The sequence below is a fragment of the Citrobacter sp. Cb004 genome, assembly GCF_030337065.1.
GTDB lineage: Bacteria > Pseudomonadota > Gammaproteobacteria > Enterobacterales > Enterobacteriaceae > Citrobacter > Citrobacter braakii.
The window spans coordinates 44135-65138 of the sequence record NZ_JAOWCH010000067.1 but is presented as its reverse complement, the minus strand read 5'-3'; the positions used below and the strand labels follow the sequence as shown (position 1 = coordinate 65138).

Annotated in this window: 16 protein-coding genes and 1 pseudogene; 8 read left to right on the top strand and 9 right to left on the bottom strand. The window is 51.9% G+C overall.

Annotated features, from left to right (window positions below):
* Window positions 1-3 precede the first annotated feature (3 nt).
* The 7 genes and pseudogenes from OGV65_RS19410 (at window position 4) to OGV65_RS19380 (ending at window position 6495) form a co-directional block, all read left to right on the top strand.
* Window positions 4-1137 carry an amidohydrolase/deacetylase family metallohydrolase gene (locus tag OGV65_RS19410; RefSeq protein WP_047358560.1) on the top strand — a complete coding sequence of 378 codons (1134 nt, stop codon included), beginning with the start codon at window positions 4-6 and terminating at the stop codon, window positions 1135-1137.
* Window positions 1121-2239 (top strand): DgaE family pyridoxal phosphate-dependent ammonia lyase, encoded by a 1119-nt coding sequence (locus OGV65_RS19405; protein WP_279265332.1) that lies wholly within the window; start codon window positions 1121-1123, stop codon window positions 2237-2239. Before OGV65_RS19410 ends, OGV65_RS19405 begins: the two co-directional genes overlap by 17 nt.
* Window positions 2236-2976, top strand: a complete 741-nt coding sequence (gene dagF / locus OGV65_RS19400; protein ID WP_016151471.1) for a 2-dehydro-3-deoxy-phosphogluconate aldolase — start codon at window positions 2236-2238, stop codon at window positions 2974-2976. The genes OGV65_RS19405 and dagF overlap by 4 nt, the downstream gene beginning before the upstream one ends.
* A gap of 21 nt (window positions 2977-2997) precedes the next feature.
* Window positions 2998-4911, top strand: a complete 1914-nt coding sequence (locus OGV65_RS19395; protein WP_286455348.1) for a BglG family transcription antiterminator — start codon at window positions 2998-3000, stop codon at window positions 4909-4911.
* Between the two features lie 364 nt (window positions 4912-5275).
* On the top strand, window positions 5276-5758 hold the full coding sequence (locus OGV65_RS19390; protein ID WP_200108339.1) for an Hcp family type VI secretion system effector: 483 nt from the start codon (window positions 5276-5278) through the stop codon (window positions 5756-5758).
* Window positions 5755-6241: pseudogene (locus OGV65_RS19385) on the top strand (DUF2778 domain-containing protein). Before OGV65_RS19390 ends, OGV65_RS19385 begins: the two are co-directional and overlap by 4 nt.
* Complete coding sequence (locus tag OGV65_RS19380; protein WP_016151475.1) at window positions 6241-6495, top strand: hypothetical protein; 255 nt, start codon at window positions 6241-6243, stop codon at window positions 6493-6495. The pseudogene OGV65_RS19385 and the gene OGV65_RS19380 overlap by 1 nt, the downstream one beginning before the upstream one ends.
* A gap of 18 nt (window positions 6496-6513) precedes the next feature.
* Here the strand turns inward: OGV65_RS19380 and nrdG are convergent, their stop codons facing one another.
* The 6 genes from nrdG to OGV65_RS19350 form a co-directional block, all read right to left on the bottom strand.
* On the bottom strand, window positions 6514-6978 hold the full coding sequence (gene nrdG, locus OGV65_RS19375) for an anaerobic ribonucleoside-triphosphate reductase-activating protein (RefSeq protein WP_286455347.1): 465 nt from the start codon (window positions 6976-6978) through the stop codon (window positions 6514-6516).
* A 175-nt stretch (window positions 6979-7153) separates the two neighbouring features.
* Window positions 7154-9292 carry an anaerobic ribonucleoside-triphosphate reductase gene (gene nrdD / locus OGV65_RS19370; protein WP_016151477.1) on the bottom strand — a complete coding sequence of 713 codons (2139 nt, stop codon included), beginning with the start codon at window positions 9290-9292 and terminating at the stop codon, window positions 7154-7156.
* Between the two features lie 390 nt (window positions 9293-9682).
* On the bottom strand, window positions 9683-10255 hold the full coding sequence (locus OGV65_RS19365; RefSeq protein ID WP_286455346.1) for a fructose PTS transporter subunit IIA: 573 nt from the start codon (window positions 10253-10255) through the stop codon (window positions 9683-9685).
* 1 nt (window position 10256) lies between these two features.
* Window positions 10257-11966: a sugar phosphorylase gene (locus OGV65_RS19360; protein WP_286455345.1), complete on the bottom strand. Its 1710-nt coding sequence runs from the start codon at window positions 11964-11966 to the stop codon at window positions 10257-10259.
* The gene (locus OGV65_RS19355) at window positions 11963-14572 is read right to left on the bottom strand and encodes a glycoside hydrolase family 38 N-terminal domain-containing protein (protein WP_286455344.1); all 2610 of its coding nucleotides are present in this window, start codon (window positions 14570-14572) and stop codon (window positions 11963-11965) included. The genes OGV65_RS19360 and OGV65_RS19355 overlap by 4 nt, the downstream gene beginning before the upstream one ends.
* Window position 14573: 1 nt before the next feature.
* Window positions 14574-15983, bottom strand: coding sequence for a PTS fructose transporter subunit IIC (locus OGV65_RS19350; protein ID WP_016151481.1), 1410 nt, complete (start codon window positions 15981-15983; stop codon window positions 14574-14576).
* A gap of 180 nt (window positions 15984-16163) precedes the next feature.
* Between OGV65_RS19350 and OGV65_RS19345 the strand changes: the two genes are divergently transcribed.
* Window positions 16164-16823, top strand: a complete 660-nt coding sequence (locus OGV65_RS19345) for a MurR/RpiR family transcriptional regulator (RefSeq protein WP_032946888.1) — start codon at window positions 16164-16166, stop codon at window positions 16821-16823.
* Between the two features lie 4 nt (window positions 16824-16827).
* On the opposite strand, the gene OGV65_RS19340 is transcribed toward OGV65_RS19345, so the two are convergent.
* The 3 genes from OGV65_RS19340 to treB all read right to left on the bottom strand — a co-directional run bounded on the left by OGV65_RS19340 (window position 16828) and on the right by treB (window position 20853).
* Window positions 16828-17571 carry an oligogalacturonate-specific porin KdgM family protein gene (locus OGV65_RS19340; protein ID WP_016151483.1) on the bottom strand — a complete coding sequence of 248 codons (744 nt, stop codon included), beginning with the start codon at window positions 17569-17571 and terminating at the stop codon, window positions 16828-16830.
* Window positions 17572-17732: 161 nt separating this feature from the next.
* Window positions 17733-19385, bottom strand: a complete 1653-nt coding sequence (treC, locus tag OGV65_RS19335; protein WP_286455343.1) for an alpha,alpha-phosphotrehalase — start codon at window positions 19383-19385, stop codon at window positions 17733-17735.
* 49 nt (window positions 19386-19434) lie between these two features.
* Complete coding sequence (gene treB / locus OGV65_RS19330; protein ID WP_016155564.1) at window positions 19435-20853, bottom strand: PTS trehalose transporter subunit IIBC; 1419 nt, start codon at window positions 20851-20853, stop codon at window positions 19435-19437.
* Between the last annotated feature and the right edge of the window lie 151 nt (window positions 20854-21004).

Genomic DNA, 21004 nt, shown 5'->3' with positions numbered 1-21004 from the left:
GCGATGTTTGATTTACTCCTGCGCCGTGCGCGCCTCGTTGATGATACGGTGAGCGATATTGCGCTCAAAGACGGCAAAATTGCGGCGTTGGGCGACGTTGATGGCCCGGCGCTGAAAACCATCGAACTTGGCGGCGAGTACTACGTCAGCGCAGGTTGGATTGATTCCCACGTTCACTGCTATCCGAAATCCCCGATTTATCACGACCAGCCGGACAGCGTCGGTATAGCTACCGGCGTTACCACGGTGGTGGATGCGGGTAGTACCGGGGCGGATGATATCGATGATTTTTATACCCTGACCCGGGAAGCGACCACCGAAGTGTATGCGCTGCTGAATATCTCCCGCGTTGGGCTTATCGCCCAGAACGAGCTGGCTAATATGGCCAACATTGACGCCGATGCGGTGCGACAGGCGGTGAAGCGCCATCCTGATTTTATCGTCGGCCTGAAGGCGCGCATGAGCAGCAGCGTGGTCGGTGAAAACGGCATTACGCCGCTGGAGCGCGCCAAAGCGATGCAAGCGCAGAACGGTGACCTGCCGCTGATGGTGCACATCGGCAACAATCCGCCGGATCTGGATGAGATCGCCGAACGCCTGACCGCGGGCGACATCATTACCCACTGCTACAACGGTAAGCCGAACCGCATTCTGACGCCGCAAGGCGAGCTGCGGGCGTCAGTGACGCGGGCGATTTCACGCGGTGTGCGTCTGGACGTTGGGCATGGCACCGCCAGCCTGAGCTTTGCGGTGGCAAAACGCGCTATCGGTCTGGGCATTTTGCCGCACACCATCAGCTCCGATATTTATTGTCGCAACCGTATCAGCGGCCCGGTGTATTCCCTGGCGAATGTGATGTCGAAATTTCTCGCCATTGGGATGTCGCTCCCGCAGGTCATTGAGTGCGTTACTGCCAATGCCGCCGATGGTCTGCGCCTGAAACAGAAAGGGCGGCTGCAGGTTGGTCTGGATGCCGATTTAACCCTCTTTACGCTTAAGCGCCAGCCAACCGTGCTGGTAGATGCAGAAAACGACAGCCTGCAGGCTGAACAACTGCTGGTGCCGCTTGCCGCAATACGTGCGGGCAAGGGCTATATGACCGAACAAGGGAGCGCGGAACATGCCTTCGATTTTTGAGAAATACAATTTAAAACAGGTGATTAACACCTCAGGCCGCATGACGGCGCTCGGCGTTTCTACGCCACGACCAGAAGTGGTTCAGGCCGCAATGGCGGGGATGAATCAATATTTTGAGATGAAAGACCTGGTCAATAAGACCGGTGACTACATTGCGAAATTGCTGGAGGTGGAAGGGGCTACCGTCGTCTCCTGCGCTTCGGCCGGAATCGCCCTGTCAGTGGCTGGAGTGCTGGTTAAGGACAGCGACTGGCTGCTGGAGAACCTGCACGTCGCGCCGATCGAGAACAACGAAATCGTGCTGCCCAGAGGCCACAACGTCAACTTTGGCGCTCCGGTTGGCACCATGGTGGCGCTCGGCGGCGGCAAGCTAGTGGAAGCGGGTTATGCCAACGAATGTTCCGCCGCTCAGCTGGCGGCGGCCATTACGCCACGCACGGCGGCCATTCTGTATATCAAATCTCACCACTGCGTCCAGAAAAGTATGCTCAGCGTGGAACAGGCTGCGGTGGTGGCGCGTACGCATAATCTGCCGCTAATCGTGGATGCGGCGGCGGAAGAGGATTTGCAGTGCTACTACCGGGTTGGTGCGGATCTGGTGATTTATAGCGGTGCGAAAGCGATTGAAGGGCCAACCAGCGGCCTGGTGATTGGCAAAACCCAATACGTTGAGTGGGTGAAGCGCCAGACCGCGGGGATTGGCCGGGCGATGAAGGTGGGCAAAGAGGGGATTCTTGGCCTGACCTGCGCCATCGAACTGTATCTGAACGCGCAGAAAGAGAGCGGCGCGGAGATGGTCGAGAAAATGACGCCGTTCATTAATGCGTTAAACCAGCTTCACGGCGTAAGCGCCCGCGTGGTGTGGGACAGCGCAGGGCGCGACATCGCGCGCACGGAAATTAAGTTTGACGAAGCGGCAACCGGCATCGCCACAGGTGAACTGGTCGACGCGCTCAAGCAGGGAGAGTACGCGATTTACTTCCGTGGTTACAAAGCTAACGAAGGCATTATCGAAGCCGATGTGCGCAGCGTGGATCGCGCGCAACTGGAGATTGTGGCCCGTCGAATTGGTGAAGTGATTTCGCAGGAGAAAAAAGCATGAAACTGACCCCTAACTTTTATCGCGACCGCGTCTGCCTGAACGTGCTGGCGGGCTCCAAAGAAAATGCCCGGGATATTTACGCGGCGGCGGAAGGACACGTGCTGGTCGGTGTGTTGTCAAAAAATTACCCGGATGTCGCAAGCGCGGTCGCGGATATGCGTGAATACGCAGCGCTTATCGACAATGCCCTCTCCGTGGGGCTGGGGGCGGGCGATCCAAACCAGTCGGCGATGGTCAGTGAAATCTCCCGTCAGGTGCAGCCACAGCATGTTAATCAGGTCTTTACCGGCGTGGCGACCAGTCGCGCGCTGCTGGGTCAGCAGGAGACGGTGGTCAACGGTCTAGTCTCGCCAACTGGCACACCGGGCAGGGTGAAAATCTCCACCGGTCCGCTGAGCAGCCAGACGCCAGACGGCATTGTGCCGGTAGAAACCGCGATTGCGTTGCTCAAAGACATGGGGGGGAGCTCGATTAAATACTTCCCAATGGGTGGCCTGAAGTGCCGTGAGGAATACATTGCAGTCGCCCAGGCTTGCGCCCGTCATGACTTCTGGCTGGAGCCAACTGGCGGTATCGATCTGGATAATTTCACTGAAATTTTGCAGATCGCCCTGGATGCCGGAGTGAGCAAAATCATTCCTCACATCTATAGTTCGATTATTGATAAGGTGAGTGGTAACACCCGCCCGGACGACGTGCGCCAGCTGATGGCGATGACCCGGGCCTGCGTAGGCTAACTGACTGATGAGGAAACTGACGTGCGATTCCCCAACCAACGTTTAGCGCAGCTGTTTGGCATGCTGCAAAACGAAGCGCTTCCACAGGACGAGCTGGCGCAGCGGTTGTCGGTTTCCACACGCACCGTACGGGCGGATATCACTGCGCTAAACGCGCTGCTCACCCAGTACGGCGCGCAGTTTGTCCTCAGCCGGGGTAACGGTTATCAACTCAAAATTGACGACCCGGCACGTTATCATGCCCTGCAAACGCAGCGACCAGACGCGTTGCTGCGCATCCCTCGCACCAGCCAGGAGCGGGTGCACTGGCTGGTGGTTCGTTTTCTGACGTCGGCCTTTTCGCTGAAGCTAGAGGATTTGGCTGATGAATGGTTTATCAGCCGCGCGACGCTGCAAAACGATATGGCTGAGGTGCGCGAGCATCTGCAACGTTATCATCTGACGCTGGAAACGCGCCCCCGTCACGGTATGAAGCTGTTTGGCAGCGAGATGGCGATCCGCGCCTGTTTGACCGATCTGCTATGGACGCTGGCACAGCAGGATCCACAGCACCCGCTAGTGACGCAAGAGGCACTAAATGCCGGGATCCCTGAACAGCTACAACCTGTTTTGCAGGATATTTTTGCCCGTTTTCACATTCGCCTGACCGATGAGGGTGAGCTGTTTTTGCGGTTGTACTGCGCGGTGGCGGTACGGCGGATTAGCGAAGGGTATCCCCTCCCGGAGTTTGCCGCAGAAGAAGCCGAGCAATCGGTGTGCCTGGCCACGCGGGAAATCGCAGCGGTATTGCACCGACTGGCGGATAAACCGCTTACCGTTTCCGAAGAGAACTGGCTGCAGGTGCATATCGCCGCCCGCCAGGTACAAGAGGTCGCCCCCAGCGCCATCAATGCGGATGATGACGAAGCGCTGGTCAATTACATCCTGCGGTTTATCAACAGCCAGTACAACTACAACCTGTTGAATGACAAACAGTTACATGCTGACCTGCTGACGCATATTAAGACGATGATCACCCGGGTGCGTTACCAGATAATGATCCCCAATCCGCTACTGGAAAATATTAAACAGCACTACCCGATGGCGTGGGACATGACGCTGGCCGCCGTCTCGGGATGGGGAAAATATACGCCGTACACCATCAGTGAAAATGAGATTGGCTTCCTTGTGCTGCATATTGGCGTCGGGCTGGAGCGTAGTTACAACATCGGTTACCAGAGGCAGCCGAAAGTTCTGCTGGTATGCGATGCTGGAAATGCGATGGTGCGGATGATTGAGGCGGTGCTGGCGCGTAAGTATCCGCAGATAGAAATCGTCGATACCGTGACGCTACGCGACTACGAACAGCGGGAAAGTATCAGCGAAGATTTCGTCATCTCTACCGCGCGGGTTGGTGAAAAAGATAAGCCTGTGGTGATGATTGCACCGTTCCCTACCGATTACCAACTGGAGCAAATTGGCAAACTGGTGCTGGTCGACAGAACCCGTCCGTGGATGTTGAACAAATTCTTCGATGCCGCCCATTTTCGTGTGATCGACGAGCCAATGGATCAACAAACGTTGTTCAACGTTTTATGTCGCCAGTTGCAGGATGAAGGCTTTGTCGATGCGGAGTTTCTTGATTCGGTGGTTGAACGTGAGGCCATCGTCAGCACCATGCTGGGTGACAGCATTGCCCTGCCGCACGCCCTCGGTCTGCTGGCAAAGAAAACGGTGGTCTACACCATCCTTGCCCCGCAGGGTATCGCCTGGGGGGATGAAACGGCGCATGTGATATTCCTGCTCGCCATCAGCAAAAGCGAATACGAAGAAGCGATGGCGATCTACGATATTTTCGTCACCTTCCTGCGCGAGCGGGCGATGACGCGACTCTGCGCATGCCGCAATTTCAGCGAGTTCAAAACGGTTGCAATGGAGTGTGTGAGCCGTTTTTGAGAGGCGTTTTTCAGAAATGAAAGTAATGCCACTGTAATGCATTACACGTCTTTTTTCTCTGGAGGCATAATGGCCACGCTTAACGTCCGTCTGGTTGAGCTATGAGCTGGTTTTTGATCCTCGAGCGTTAAAAGAGTTCAGTTTGGATATGGAAAAATATTGTATGGAAAGCCTGTTTTCGAACTGATTCCACTTTCGCCGTTGGGTGAGCCTTCGCACTATAAGGGGTTTGGCGGGATAAGATAGCCTGAATGCGATACCAGAAGAGTAATACCCCTCCAATAATAAAAAATAATCTGATAACATCACTATATTATTAACAGAGTTATTTATATGGATTATATAAAATGGATATTTATTAGTTATGGCTATTCCTGCTTACCTTTGGCTAAAAGATGATGGTGGTGCTGATTTAAAAGGTAGTGTTGATGTTCATAATCGTGAGGGGAGTATCGAAGTTATAGGTTTTGGTCATGGTCTTTTCCTTCCAACAGACAACAACACGGGAAAGATAACCGGAACAAGAATTCATTCTGCTATAACCTTTGAAAAAGAGTTCGATTATTCAAGTCCATACCTTTATAAAGCAGTAGCAACAGGCCAGACGCTGAAATCAGCAGAATTTAAATGGTATAAAATTAATGATGCAGGCCAGGAGGTTGAATGTTTTAATATGTTTCTTCAGAGTGTGAAAGTTGTTTCTGTTTGCCCTGTGATGCATGACTGTAAAAATCCAGCTATGGAAAAACACAATCATATTGAAGCTGTCTCTTTACGTTATGAGAAAATAACGTGGAAGCATTGTGACGGGAATATTATTTTTTCTGATTCATGGAATGATAGATGATCAGATGTACGTTCTATTTAAACGGTGGTAGCCTTTCAACGCTAAGTTGTCCGGGCGTGGGTTTTTTCCCCGCTTATTCAGGAAACTCGGGGCTACATCGTAATAACCCAGATTCGACAAATGTAAAAAATATCGGGCCATTACCGCCTGGGAAATATTATATCGTAAGCCGTCCTCTTGGTGGAATAAGAACAATGGTTTATGACTATTTTTCTTCACAAATAAGCGGTTCAGATCGTGATGTCTGGTTTGCTCTTTTTCGTGAAGATGGGCAGGTCGATGACATCACATTTTTCGAATCAGTTTCACGTGGACAATTCAGGTTACATCCTGCAGGATATGAGGGAGTAAGTAATGGATGTATTACTCTTCCTGGTAAATCACACTACATGCATCTTAAGAGATGCTCTCTTAAGCGAACATAATGCAGTAATTAAGGTGACATCATCATTAACTGCATATGGAACTATACAGGTATATTAATGAAAGCATATCATTTTGTTATTTTCTGGATTGCTCCAATGTTGAGTTGGGCTGCATTTATGTTTTTGTTGTATTTTTGTCTTCCATTCGGTGATTTACTTGAAAAATACAATGAATACCTCGGTGACATAGGTGGTGAGAGTTGGGATAATCGCATCAGTGAAATAGTTATTTTTGGCTCGGCGTTTATAAATTGTATTTTTATCTGGTGTGTGGCTAAATTTATAATATATCATCGGAATAAAAATAGTTAGCATCTCTGATGAACCGCGTTACCGCAAATGATGTACAACCTGGTTGCTGCTTCCGCGCCAGATCAGTGCCGGGTCTTTGAGATCCTGCACGTATTTGCCATCGACCAACACGTTGATGAGATCCACCACCTGCATTTGCACGGCATCGAGTTCATCGAGCTTGTAGCCTGTCCACACCCAGATGTCTTTTCCCGGACACTCAGCGCGAATGCGCTGCACCAGTTGCAGAATATCCGGCACGTTTTGTGGATGCAGCGGATCGCCGCCGGAGAGCGAGATCCCCTGACGGTGAATACGCGTGTCGTTCAGATCGGCAATGATCTTGTCTTCCATCTCTTTGCTAAACGGCTGGCCGGAATTGAGCCGCCAAGTGCTTTTGTTATAGCAACCGGGGCATTCATGCACGCATCCGGAAACAAACAGCGTGCAGCGAGTGCCGGGACCGTTAACGATGTCGACAGGGTAATACTGATGGTAATTCATTTTCGCTTCTCATCCGTTTATCAATTCGCGCCATAGCTGCGTTCGTGCGCCCGAGTCACTTACTTATGTAAGCTCCCCGGGACTTACTCATTTGCTGCCTTGCTATGACGTGAATTGCGTTGCGGAAATAATGGCCCGAAAAGCGTCGCATCGCCGGGCAATAAAATCGTCTAAATTAACCGATCTGCCCGTTACCTAAATGCTTAACGCGGCGCTTCACTTCTTCCTGCTTACCGGCGTTAAACGGACGAGCGTCCGGGCTGCCTAAATAACCGCAGACGCGGCGGGTGACCGATACGCGGGCGGCGTCGTGGTTACCACATTTCGGGCAGGTAAAGCCTTTGCTGGTGCACTCAAATTCACCGGTAAAGCCGCACTCGTAGCATTCATCGATTGGCGTGTTGGTCCCGTAATACGGCACGTGCTGATAGCTGTAATCCCAGACATCTTCCAGCGCTTTCAGGTTGTGCTGAATATTCGGGTATTCGCCGTAGCAAATGAAGCCCCCGCTTGCCAGCGGCGGGTACGGCGCTTCGAAATCGATCTTGTCGTACGGGTTAACCTTCTTCTCCACGTCGAGGTGGAAGCTGTTGGTGTAGTAGCCTTTGTCGGTCACGCCCGGGACCACGCCAAATTCGGCGGTATCCAGACGGCAGAAACGGTCGCACAGGTTTTCACTTGGCGTGCTGTACAGGCTAAAGCCGTAGCCAGTCTCGTCTTTCCACTGATCGACCGCCTGACGCAGGCGTTCCACAATGGCGATACCTTTGGCGCGCAGCTGCTCGCTGTCATACACATGCTTGTCGCCAAACAGCGCATTGATGGTTTCGTGAATACCGATGTAGCCCAGAGAGATGGATGCACGACCATTTTTAAAGATTTCTGACACGTCATCGTCCGCTTTCAGACGCACGCCGCAGGCCCCTTCCATATACAGAATTGGCGCCACGCGGGCCTTCACGCCTTCCAGGCGCGCAATGCGGGTCATCAGCGCTTTACGCGCCAGCACCAGACGATCGTCGAGCAGTTTCCAGAAGGTGGCTTCATCGCCATGTGCTTCCAGCGCGATACGCGGCAGGTTAAGGCTGATAACGCCGAGGTTGTTACGCCCGTCGTGAATCTGTTCGCCGTTCTCGTTTTCCCACACGCCGAGGAAGCTGCGACAGCCCATTGGCGTTTTGAACGAGCCGGTCACTTTGACCACCTGATCGTAGTTCAGGATGTCCGGATACATACGCTTGCTCGCGCACTCCAGTGCCAGCTGCTTGATGTCGTAGTTCGGATCGCCAAACTTGTGGTTCAGACCGTCACGAATCGCGAACACCAGTTTCGGGAACACTGCGGTTTTACGATTTTTACCCAGGCCGGCAATACGGTTACGCAGAATGGACTGCTGGATCAAACGCGATTCCCAGCTGGTTCCCAGACCAAAACCAAAGGTCACGAACGGCGTCTGACCGTTGGCGGTATGCAGGGTATTCACTTCATACTCGAGAGACTGGAATGCGTCGTAGCACTCTTTCTCGGTACGGGAATGGGCATAACCGTCGGCGTCCGGGATCTGCCACTCTTCAGCGGTTTTACGATGTTTATTAAAGCTCTCGGTAACGAACGGCGCGAGAACTTCATCAATACGGTTAATGGTGGTGCCGCCATAAATATGGCTGGCAACCTGTGCGATAATTTGCGCGGTGACGGCGGTCGCGGTAGAGATGGATTTTGGCGGTTCAATCTCCGCGTTACCCATCTTAAAGCCCTGCGTCAGCATGCCTTTCAGGTCGATCAGCATGCAGTTAAACATTGGGAAGAACGGAGAGTAGTCGAGATCGTGATAGTGAATATCACCACGCTCGTGCGCCTGGACGACATCACGCGGAAGCAGGTGCTGACGCGCATAGTGTTTGGCAACGATACCGGCCAGCAGGTCGCGCTGGGTCGGGATCACCTTGCTGTCTTTGTTGGCATTTTCATTCAGCAGAGCAGAGTTGGTTTGCTCAACCAGACCACGAATTTCCTGGTTCAGACGGCCACGTTTTTCACGCTGGATATCACGGTCGTGGCGATATTCGATGTACGCACGGGCGAGTTGTTTGTACGGGCCAGACATTAGCTGGTTTTCTACCGCTGTCTGGATCTCGTTGATATCGACCTTGCTGCGCTCATTCATCTGGCTACTAACGACTTCTGCGACGGTGGCACAGTAATCTGCGTCATCGACTCCCGCTGCTTTAGCTGCACGCAGAATGGCTTCTTTGATGCGCTCTGATTTAAACGGCACTTTACAGCCATCTCGTTTCATCACATGCGGTGTCATGATCACTCCATATTTATAAGAACAGGTTATCCACAGAGGTTGGGGAGGCCATCAGGGCTTTATTCATCTCTATTGCCAATGACTTCCCGCAATCCTGACCCACTTTATCCACAATTCCACCGTGAAGCGGTGCACTGTAGTTGTAGCAATTGTAGTCGATTAATACAACATATTGGGTCGGCGTGCATTTTAAGTTCTATATGTAGTGATTTGCATCAAGGATGTTTACGATTTATTTGATGTAGCGCAAAGTAAAAATCGGAGCGTACAGATGACGGGCACTACAGCCGATTGTAAATTGTGGGCAGAAAATTCTGATTAATTATTCAACAAAAACAGAAAGGTATAGCCGGGCAGGCATCAGCTGCCCGGAATACGCTATTACGACAGCTACTGCACCCAGTGAATACCTGCGTTAATGAAGGCAGCTGAGGCGACGAGACCCAGAATGAGCGGTACAAGACGATGACTTTTCACGCGGTTTTCTGGTGTTTCCTCCGCTGGCGTAGCGCCAGGCGAGAGCAGCGCCAGTACCTCTTCGGCAGACGTAGCGTTAAGCATGGCGCTTCGCATCTCATCTTCAACCAGCGACGAGGTAAGCTGGGTTAATAGTTGCATATGCGTGGTGCCTGCTTCCGTGGGCGGGATCGCCAGCAGGAACACTAACCGTACGGTTTCTGGCCCTTCAAGACCGGGCCACAGTATTGGCTCGGGAAAGAGGGCGACGCAGAACGACGCCTGCACGACGGACTCACATTTTCCATGAGGGACGGCCAGTTCTTCTCCCAGCGCGGTCGGTCCTTCTTTTTCACGGCGCAGAACGCTGTCAATAAAAGCGTCTTTATGGGTAATGAGTCCGCATTCGAACAGTGCCGAAGACATATGCCGGATGATCGCATCGGGAGAAGATTGCGGCGGATCGATAAAAATGAGTTCAGAGCGAGTCAGTGCTGACAGTTCCATGTTATGCCTCCGGTTGCGTTGTGGTACGGATCCAGACGGTTTGCCAGCCCGTTAGCTTGCAAACGCCGTTAAAGGCTTTTCCCGACAAAAGATCTATTCCTCCGATGGGGAGAGAAAGTGATTGTGGGAGACCGGTGACATTTACCACACAGTACACCGTTTCCCCCTCTGTCGAATGGTGGCGTTCAACACCAAAAAGCGCATCAGGTAGTTCAAGAACGCGCTGTGTGGCGAAAGGTGAAAAAGCCGGATGTTGCTTACGTATACGCAGTAAGTTCGTCAATGCGGCATAGATCCTGGCCTGTTTTGACTCAGGCGTAATAAGTGTGTTGTGAAGGGGGGCAAAATCCAGCTTTTCACGGTTAATGCGGCGATTTATCCCTGACGCGTTCAAACCTGCAATATCATTTTCGCTACCGAGAAGGCTGTGGTAGTAAATTGCAGGTACGCCCCGCAACATAAAGAGGATGGCGTGAGCGGCGGCAAATCTGGCGACCTGCGTGTCGGGAGCTTCTCCCGGTTCGCTCAACGCACTCAGAAAGTTAATATTCATCTCGTACGGCGACTGGCTGCCGTCCGGATTGGTGCGCCAGGAAATACGCCCTTGCTTGCGCTCCACTTCACTGACCAGAAACGTTTTTTCTTCCGTAGAGAGAATATTTTCAACGGGTCGCAATCCGATGCCGTCGTGGCTGGCGAGGAAATTGAAAAACGTGGTGTTGTCAGGAAAGGTGTCCTGCTCCAGCCTTTGCGCCCACTGGCGTAGCCAGCGTGCGTTGCCACGCAGGAAGGCGTGCAGCGTCAGCGGCGGTAACGGGAATTGATACACCATATGAGCCTCATCCCCGCAGCCCAGATAGCTGATATTTTCCTGATGCGGCACATTGGTTTCGGTAATCAACAGACAGTCAGGCCAGATCTCTTCCAGAATCGCCCGCCAGAGTTTGATGATCAGATGAGTTTGCGGTAGATGAATACAGCGGCTGTTTTTCTCTTTCCACAAAAAACCTACGGCATCGAGTCGAATCGCCCGAGCGCCGCGGGAGGCGTATTCCAAAAGAATATCAATACTTTCCAGTAAAACATCAGGTTCACGAAAATTGAGATCGATCTGATCGGCGCTGAATGTGGTCCAGATGTGTGCCGTTTCCCCTGTTGCTCGCTTGAAAGGGGTGAGCAGCGGCAGCGTCCTGGGACGCGTCACCTGGTGGTAGTCGTCATCCGGATCGGCGTTAATAAAGTAGTTTTGATAGCGTGGCTCACCGCGCAGAAAGCCCTGGAACCAACGGCTTTGCTGTGAAATATGGTTTATCACAAAATCGAACATTAGATTAAAGTCGCCCGCCAGCGCGGCAATATCTGACCACTGCCCAAGATTGGGATCAACCTGTCGGTAATCCACCACGCTGAAACCGTCATCGGAAGTCCAGGGGAACATCGGCAGCAGGTGAATGTCACTGATCGTCCCCTTCAACCACAGTTTTGCAAAATGGTGGAGAATCGACAGGGGATTTGCCCCTTGCGAGCTGATGCTATCGCCATAGGCGATCATCCAGATACGGCTTTGATCTAACGCAACTGCTGTTGGCGTTTTCGGTTTCCAGCGTTGAGCAAGTTGCTCGATTTTTGCGGCGATTTCCTGATGATCTGCATGCGGGTAGAGCTGTGTCAGCGTCTCGCGGATAAATGCTTTATGTGGGGAGATATTCATACTTTTACGTCACGCTCTGGCAGTGAGAAAAGAAAATCGCATGTAGCGAAAGGCGCAATTTCGCGGCAGCGTTCAACGGATTCTTCCAGATAGTTAATCTGCGGTATCTGTTGCAGTAATGGCGGAAGTTCAACAGGATGCTCACCGGCATTGAAAATACGTAATATTGTTCCATTTATCGTCTGGGCGTGTGGCAGCGCCGAAAGGATGAGCGGTTCAGGCAGCGTTAGCAGGCTGCAGGTCTCTGGCAGGGAACGCGGCATGAAATTAAGCGTGAAGCGCTCCAGACGGTTGTCCAGCGTGTTTAGCTTCTGGTTCTGCCAGCTGAAAGGCTGGCGTAACGCTCGAGCCTCAAGGCGACGTAATGTCATATGATCGGCTCGTTTGGCGAGAGATAACGTCAGGCTAAAATGTAGGAGCTTGTGGAGCTGAGCCTCTGGCGTGTAAATAACGGTGTTATTGATGCCGGAAGCGCGTCCGGGTCGCCACGCCAGATCGTCGCGTCCCAGAACGCCAGTCGATTTGAAGAGCGTCAGTGCTACCTGCGATGTTGTATTTTGCAGGATCTGATACTCCTTCATGCCCAGACTGTTAACGATCATCGCGTTGTCGTTTTCCGCAATAGCAATAATGCCCTCGCTGGTTTCGATATCGACAGGTTTCTCACGATAGTTTTGCTGCCAGTTCGCAGGGGCGTCGGCAATGGGGCGGTGAATAATGCCGAAAGGCTGCGAAGCTATTGATTCGTGGGTGTGAATATCGCTGTTGATCAGCAGGCGCAGGCGGTGGTCGCAAACGTTGTTTTCCAGGCGGGTATCAATAAAAAGATGGGCTTCTCCCTGACGGAGTTCGCAAACAACCTGTAACCGGCACTCTTGTGGCGCGCGTTGACTTAATGAATAAGGCAGGTTGAGCGTGATGCCCAACGTTAAGCGCTCAACGTGCTGGCTCTTTTCACAGGCATCAAGCGTGAAGTGATTGAACTTTTGCGGGATATCACCTTCCAGCGGCGAAAAATCATAGCTATCGCCTGCATCCGCACAATCTTCGAAAGTTAGCAGATCGGAGATAGTCCTGCCGGTACGCTTATCCCGCAGCGTCAGCGTTCCGCCAGCAAGCGTTAGCCGGTAGTGGTCATTTTCAATGTAGTTTTCAGCACAAGGACGTAGCGTAGAAACCGCGCATGCGCCCTCGCGAACGCTGATATTAATATAACCCAGCGCGGGCAGTGCCTGCGTATCGATAGCGACCTGCGAGCGGTAATAGGGCGGTAGCTCAACCTCTTTTTCTCCCTGCGGCGTAACCTGAATCACGCGTCCACCGGAAAGCTCTGTTTGTTCAAGAATGCTAAATGAAAGAGTCCGCCCACCAGCGCAGAGTTCAAAGGATGGCGCGCTGGTGTATAGCGTGGCGTTGATAATCCCGGACCAGGGCGTCGCGCCAGGGTTCACCACAAAGAGATCGTTCTCCTGACTGCTGGCAATGGCCAGTTCTTTGATAACCAGATTCCACAGGCTTTGGCTGAGCTGTTCCGTTTGTTCCAGTCGATGCAGAATATCCCGGTTGGTGGCATCGCTGTTGCATCCGCCGATAGAGTCATGGGCATGGTTGCGTAACAGGTTTTTCCAGATTTGATCAACCCACTGGAGGTTGACGTCAATACCATGATGGCGGGCCAACGCGATTGTCGGTTCCAGCTTGCTCAACAAAAATTGTTCGACATCGTAATTTATCTTTTTAATGTCGTAGCGAACGGAGCCGATGGTTTTGTGGATCCGGGTATAGCGCGGGGATTTCAGTTCTCCCTGCCAGCAGGTAAATCCATCGGCTTGCTGACGAAGCGTATCAACATACGCCTCCAGCGACGAGATATGGAACCGATCGCCTTCAGATGAGCGCTCGCTGACCGTCTGCAGAATCTCTGGCAGCAGGGGATCAATATTGACCTGATCGCCACCGCAGGGCAGGAGTAAGTCATGCAGACCGGAGCGTTGGCGGATGAGATTCACCATCGGAAAGATTTTTTCTTGCAGGTGGGCATCGTCCGGCTGAATATTTTTGGCCGCCCCGTAGCCAAACGGCATTGCGCAGGCGATGACCTGCGAACCTGACGGCGCTCGCCAGATAAACTGGCTCTGTGCAACCTGCGTGTCATGATCAATACCGCGCCAGAACACGATGTTATCCAGATTGCATCCGCGAAGCAGCGTCGGAAGCTGGCTGTTATGACCAAAGGTATCGGGGAGATAGCCCACCATCATGGCGTGGCCCAGTTTACGCGCGGACAGTATGCCGTACTTCAGGTTGCGGATAATCGATTCGCCGTGAACGTTAAACGTATCCGTCTGGGTGTACCACGGGCCAATATAAAGCCGTTTGTTTTTGACGAGTTGCTTCAGGCGGTCAGCATATTGCGGATTGACGGCCAGAAAATCCTCAACAACCGCGGTTTGTCCGTCGAAATGGTAACAGGTGTAATCGGCGTTACGTTCTAATGTGTCGATAACATCGGCAAAATTTCGTGATGCCAGGATATTGCTGTCCTGTAGTGTGAAATACCACTCTTGATCCCAGTGCGTGTGGGCGATGACATGGATATGACTCATTTTACTTTCCTGAATTTGTTGCCAGTTTCGGGCTGAAGAAAAGCACGCCCAAAGCGCACACCAGAGAGCCTGCGAAAACGCTGATCAGATAACCCGTAACGTTGGTAGCTAGCGGCCATCCCCAAATAGCGGGCAGCGGTAAGGATTGTTTGACGCCTAACGTTGTAGCAATCAGTGCGCCAGACATCGCGCCGACCATAAAGACGGGAATCAGGCGTGGGTTTTTCAGAATAAAGGGGATCGCCCCTTCGGAAATGCCAATGAATCCCAGTAGTAGTGAGGTGCTACCGATGGTTTTTTCTTCACTATTGAACACATCAGGAAGACCGAAGCGGTTATTGAGCAATGCGGCAATGCCGACGCCGATTGAAGGGATGACGATAGCCAACTCTCTGGCCGTTAAATCGAAGGTCTCGCTCACGCCGTTAAGTCCCAGCGCCACCGATCCCGCCGCTTTGTTAATTGGTCCGCCGAGGTCGAAAGCGGTACCTGCTGCGATCATCAGAGAATAAAAATTGCGTCCGGAGTCCCCGGCAGAAGTAAAAAAAGTCACCATCGCCTGATTCAGTGCGCCAAAAATGGGGTTAATCAGATACTGCATCACAATAACCAGCGTGATACCGGTGCACAGTGGCACGATCAACATGGTTTTGATGGTAGTGATTTGCTGGCGTACTTTTATCGTATCGTTAAGCCATTGCACCAGGTGGCCGACAAAAAAGCCGATGGCGATTGCACCAAAAAATCCCGAAGGCATAAAACCTTCGAGATTAAAAAAGCGCTTGTAGACTTCGTCAGACATAATTCCGCCGATAAGGCCGGGTATCAGCGCAGGTTTCCCGGCAATCGAAAAGGCGAGATACATAGCGAATACTGGGTACATGAACTTGATAACCATAAAGCCCAGTTTATCCAGCACCTCAAACGGCGTACCGGCGATGGGGATAAATTGCCCGGTTATTTTAGCCACCGCCATGAGCAACCCGCCCAGAACGACGACAGGCAACATATAGCTGATTGCCGCCATAATATGGCCAATAAATATTTGCCATGCGGAACGACGCTCTTCCGATTCGTCAGTTATCTGGGTGGATCCTTTGCTTAAGGCTAGCGCCTGGCGAATATAGCGCTCGGTATTTTTAATCAGTTCCTGTGTACGAATTTTAAGATGCTGCGTGTTTTCGAATCGTTCAGCATCCTGGATGGGAACGTCCGTTGCCAGTATGACAGCGTCAGCGCTGGCGATATCTTGCCGGGAAAGCTTATTTTTGACTCCGTCGCTTCCTTGTGTTTCTACTTTAACGTTAAAGCCATTTTCTTTCGCCCATGTGACAATTTTGTTGGCCGCCATAAATGTATGGGCGATACCTGTAGGGCATGCCGTTACTGCAACAATTTTTAGTTTTGTCATTGTGAAATCTCTGAAAATAGGACTGCGAAAATTATAAAGAGAATTAAACAAACCAATAAACGTTTGGTGATACTTATTGCGTATGGACATACCTGTATCATGATAGTGTGATTCGTATTGCAGTGTCTGGCCTAGGATACGGGTATGATTATTCTATCTGTAGTTAAAGAGTGCTATTTCATGAATTCTTTTCAAGGTAGTGAAAGATTAATATTTGAATATATACAGTGTCATGCACATGAAATTTCTGGCATTTCCGCTAAAGTGATTGCTACCGAGACCTTCACTACGACGACGTCCGTGAATCGGGTGTGTAAGAAAATGGGGTATCAAAGCTATACGGAACTACGCTATAAATTTTCACGAGACCGACGCGTTGCCGAGCCGGTAAAATATAGTATTGGCAACGAAAAAGAAGAAGTAATTATACAATTGTGTAACCAGTTGAGTAATTCAAGTCATATATTTTTATATTCACGTGGTGCATCGCTGACCAGTTTGAATTACCTTTCTCGTTTTCTCTCACTGGCGAGTCTGCCCCATTTAATTCTCAATGATATTCATCAGCTTACTCGGGTCTCCCGAGGAACACTGGTGTTGATCAGTAAATCGGGAGAAACCGCTTCTTTAGTTGAAATGGCAAGAAATGCGTTGCGTAAAGGGCTAAAAATAATTGCGATTACCAGAAGAGAATCTTCGTTAGCGGCGCTGGCTACTTTGTGTTGGCCCCTCGACATTGATATCGATGCGATTTCCTTGTATCAACGGGAAGGCCAACTGGAGCTGCTGACCGTTGTTGACCGCATCGGTTGCTATTTGTTGCAACACGATGCGGCGTAAAACATCAGAGTTGCTTAACGATGCCCAGACGCACGGCGTAATCATTTTCATGATTTCCGTTGTCATTGATGTAGGTTTTATCAAGAGACACTAGCTCAACATACGGCGTCCAACCATCGTCCAGTTTATAATTGAATGCCACGGTATGTTCCCAGTACGTATCATCACCCGTTCCCTGGTCGACCCCGTCCTGCCAGCGGAAACGGGGATTATAAGACATACCAAACTTGCCAATATTATAAGCAAACCAGATATCGAATTGGTGAGATTCGCGGCGGGTATACCCGCTGCCGTCTAATTCTCTGTCACTGTGTGAGTCATTTACGGTGTTATAACGATAACGAGCGGAGAGATTAATCCCATTGTCAAAAGATTTCCATCCCTGAATAAAAGGGCGGTAATGTGTGTTGCTGGTGGTAAATACCGTAACTAAGCCTGGTGCAATAGCATAACCGTCACCTAAGTCAAAACGCCAGCGTGTTTCTATTTCTTGAGCAGCTTCAGTAACACCTTTATCATCGGGGTCGTTACGATCGGTATCGCCAAAAAATGTGTCATTGTGATTTTGTGCAGCTTCAACAGAAAAATAAAAACCATTATCAGCTTGGTGCATGACCTTAATTCTTGAATCATTAACGTCAGAGTTAGTGTTATGACCAAAACGTAAATCAACAGCAGTATTCCCACACCATCCCTGGCTGCTAATCAGTAATGCTGAAAGAGTACATGTCCTAATAAGTTTTTTCATAATATCCTGCCGGGTTATATAATAAGAGGCAGGTATATTTTTGTTTTATTCTCCAGCGCTTGTAAATTTTATCATGGTACATTTCAGGTATCGCTATACGTCACACCTGGATTGCATAATAAAAGATACGGATAAAGATGCTTATCCGTATCTTTGCGGCGTTACTTTTGCAACCACCAGACGGCTTCAAAAGGACGCAGCGTCATGTCTGTGGGTTGGCTGGCGACCTCGGCATAGTTGTGCATCAGCACCTGCCAGTTGCCGTCGGTCTGGGTCGGCTGCCAGCTCTGGAAGGTATCGCTCAGATTAGCAATGACCAGCAGCCGCTGTCCTTGCCATTCACGTTGATAGCACCACAGATGCGGGCTGTCCGGTAGCAGATCCTGATAGTCGCCCCAGGTGATAACCGGCTCTGCTTTACGCAATGCGATCAGCTTCTGATAGGTATAGAACACCGAGTCGGTATCGCGCAGCGCTGCCGCCACGTTGATATCCGCTGCGTTGTCGCACAGATTGATCCACGGTTCACCCTCAGTAAAGCCCGCGTGTTTGCTGGCATCCCACTGCATCGGCGTGCGGCTGTTATCGCGCGATTTACTGGCGAGGATCGCCAGCAGCTCTTGCGCATCGCGCCCCTGGCCGTTCAGGGCGGCAAACATGTTATGGCTTTCCACATCGCGATAATCGGTAATCTGGCGGAAGTGCGGATTGGTCATGCCGATCTCTTCACCCTGGTAGATGTAGGGCGTGCCCTGCATACCGTGCAGCACCATCGCCAGCATTTTTGCGGCCGGAACGCGGTATTTACCTTCATCGCCAAAACGCGACACGATGCGTGGCTGGTCGTGGTTACACCAGAACAGCGCGTTCCAGGCCTGATTGTGCATGCCTTGTTGCCAGTGGCGGAACAGGGTTTTGAGCGCCACATAGTCGGGTTTGGCTAACGTCCACTTCTCACCGTTGGGGTAATCCACTTTCAGGTGGTGGAAGTTGAAGGTCATCGACAGTTCGCTGCCATCGAGTGCGGCGTACTGCTGGCAGTTTTCCAGCGTGGTGGAGGACATTTCGCCGACCGTCATCAGGCCGCGGGGCGTGAAGACGTCGCGATTCATTTCACGTAAAAACGCATGCGCGCGCGGGCCGTCGGTATAAAAACGCCGCCCATCGCCGTCGGGATCGCTCGGGAAGTCCTGATCTTTAGAGATAAGATTCACCACGTCGAGACGCAGCCCGTCCACGCCGCGATCGGCCCAGAACTCGCACACTTTTTTTAGCTCGGCGCGGACCGCCGGATTCTCCCAGTTCAGGTCTGCCTGCTCCGGAGCAAAGAGGTGCAGATAGTACTGCTCGCTTTCGGCGTGCCAGCCCCAGGCGCTGCCGCCAAATTTGGAGTGCCAGTTATTCGGGAGACTGTCTGGCGTACCGTCGCGCCAGAGGTAAAACTGACGATACGGGCTGTCTTTATCCAGCGCCTCGCGAAACCAGGGGTGCTGGGTTGAAGTGTGGTTAAACACCATATCGAGAATAATACGGATGCCGCGCGCTTTCGCCTGTGCCACCAGTTCGTCAAAGTCTGCAAGCGTTCCGTAGGCCGGATCGACAGACATGTAATCCGCGACGTCGTAGCCGTTATCAACCTGCGGCGAAATATAGAACGGCGTTAGCCAGATGGCATCAACCCCCAGCGTTTGCAGATAGCCGAGGCGCTGCGTCACGCCGCGTAAATCGCCGGTGCCGCTGCCGGTGGTGTCCTGAAAACTCTTGGGGTAAACCTGATAGATGACGCCGTTTTGCCACCAGTGGGGAATATTCATGGTTGTTTCCTGGAAATACGATGGGGCGCAACTGCGCCCCGAAGAAAAGTTAGACAATTTGTAGTGTGCCCATACGGTGTTTACGCTGATAAACGAATGAGGTCAGTACCATGGGGATAACAATCGCAATGACCATTGCCATGCCAAATACCTGCCAGTAAGTCGGCTGGATGGAGAGGATGCCTGGCAAACCGCCGACGCCAATTCCGTTCGCCAGCACACCGTTCAGGCCGCACAGCAGTCCGGCGAGACCGGAACCGATCATCGCGCACAGCATTGGGAAGCGGTATTTCAGGTTGATCCCGTACATGGCCGGTTCAGTGACCCCGAGATAGGCGGAAATCGCGGCAGGAACGGAGATTTCACGTTCATTGTGTTTGCGACTGGAGATGATGATCCCGACTACCGCAGAGGCCTGAGCGATATTCGACAGTGCGATCAGCGGCCATACCGGCGTACCGCCCATGCTCTGAATCATCTGCATGTCGATAGCCAGCGTGGTCTGATGCACGCCGGTTATCACCAGCGGGGCATACAGGAAGCCGAACAGCGCCGCGCCAATCGGGGCAAAGCTGCCGGTCAGCAGGTGACGGACCGCAAACGCGACACCGTCGCCGATCATGCGGCCAAACGGACCAATAAAGGCGTGCGCGAGGAACACCGCGAGGATCAACGAGCACACCGGGACGATCACCAGATACAGATAATCCGGGACGATGCGTTTCATGCGTGTTTCAATAAACCCGAGCGCCAGACCGGCCAGCAGTGCCGGAATAACCTGCGCCTGATAGCCCACTTTTTCAATGCTGAACAGGCCGAAGTTCCACACTTCCGGTACCTGTTGACCGAGTAGATAGGCGTTCATTAGCTGCGGTGAAACCAGGGTCACGCCCAGCACAATACCGAGGATCGGCGTTCCGCCCATTTTCTTCACTGCTGACCAGCAGATCCCGACCGGCAGATAGAAGAAGATCGCTTCGCCAATTAGCCACAGGAAGTCGTAAAGGGTTTTCAGCGAAGGATGCATCTGCGCCAGCGTCTGCCCGTTGCTCATGGGCAGATCGCCAATCACATTACGGAACCCCAAGATCAAGCCGCCGCTAATCAGCGCTGGCAGCAGCGGGAAGAAGATCTCCGCAAAATGAGAAATCAGCTGTTCGTGCCATTTCATATTCTGCCGCGCGGCTTTTTTCGCCTGCTCTTTGTCGGCGCTGGCCTGACCGGTTGTCGCCAGCAGCGCTTTGTAGTAATCGCCCACTTCGGTGCCAATCACCACCTGAAACTGCCCGGCGTTGGTGAAGCAGCCTTTGACCATCGGCAACTGTTCGATCTCTTTTGGCCTGGCATTCGCAGGCTGATTCAGCACAAAACGCAGGCGAGTAATGCAGTGACTTACCGTGGCGATATTGTCGCGCCCGCCTACCAGCTCAATCAGCCGGTCGATGTCTGCTTGTTTTATTTTGCTCATGATGATGTGTGTTCCCCGTAGGCCGGATAAGACGTTTTAGCATCGCCATCTGGCAACTCTCTCGTTGCTGTGGCCAGAGTATATCGTCGATGATTTTTTAAAAATGGGAACGTTCCCGAAACGCAGCGAAGATCACAAATTAACGCTCAGA

What these genes read in the sequence shown, in the direction of transcription:
- OGV65_RS19410 (WP_047358560.1), top strand. Translation starts at nt 4, where the DNA reads ATGTTTGATTTACTCCTGCGCCGTGCGCGCCTCGTTGATGATACGGTG.
- OGV65_RS19345 (WP_032946888.1), top strand. Translation starts at nt 16,164, where the DNA reads ATGAATTCTTTTCAAGGTAGTGAAAGATTAATATTTGAATATATACAG.
- nrdG (WP_286455347.1), bottom strand. Translation starts at nt 6,978, where the DNA reads ATGAATTACCATCAGTATTACCCTGTCGACATCGTTAACGGTCCCGGC.
- OGV65_RS19380 (WP_016151475.1), top strand. Translation starts at nt 6,241, where the DNA reads ATGAAAGCATATCATTTTGTTATTTTCTGGATTGCTCCAATGTTGAGT.
- treB (WP_016155564.1), bottom strand. Translation starts at nt 20,853, where the DNA reads ATGAGCAAAATAAAACAAGCAGACATCGACCGGCTGATTGAGCTGGTA.
- OGV65_RS19355 (WP_286455344.1), bottom strand. Translation starts at nt 14,572, where the DNA reads ATGAGTCATATCCATGTCATCGCCCACACGCACTGGGATCAAGAGTGG.
- OGV65_RS19360 (WP_286455345.1), bottom strand. Translation starts at nt 11,966, where the DNA reads ATGAATATCTCCCCACATAAAGCATTTATCCGCGAGACGCTGACACAG.
- OGV65_RS19405 (WP_279265332.1), top strand. Translation starts at nt 1,121, where the DNA reads ATGCCTTCGATTTTTGAGAAATACAATTTAAAACAGGTGATTAACACC.
- treC (WP_286455343.1), bottom strand. Translation starts at nt 19,385, where the DNA reads ATGAATATTCCCCACTGGTGGCAAAACGGCGTCATCTATCAGGTTTAC.
- dagF (WP_016151471.1), top strand. Translation starts at nt 2,236, where the DNA reads ATGAAACTGACCCCTAACTTTTATCGCGACCGCGTCTGCCTGAACGTG.
- OGV65_RS19350 (WP_016151481.1), bottom strand. Translation starts at nt 15,983, where the DNA reads ATGACAAAACTAAAAATTGTTGCAGTAACGGCATGCCCTACAGGTATC.
- OGV65_RS19340 (WP_016151483.1), bottom strand. Translation starts at nt 17,571, where the DNA reads ATGAAAAAACTTATTAGGACATGTACTCTTTCAGCATTACTGATTAGC.
- OGV65_RS19390 (WP_200108339.1), top strand. Translation starts at nt 5,276, where the DNA reads ATGGCTATTCCTGCTTACCTTTGGCTAAAAGATGATGGTGGTGCTGAT.
- OGV65_RS19365 (WP_286455346.1), bottom strand. Translation starts at nt 10,255, where the DNA reads ATGGAACTGTCAGCACTGACTCGCTCTGAACTCATTTTTATCGATCCG.
- nrdD (WP_016151477.1), bottom strand. Translation starts at nt 9,292, where the DNA reads ATGACACCGCATGTGATGAAACGAGATGGCTGTAAAGTGCCGTTTAAA.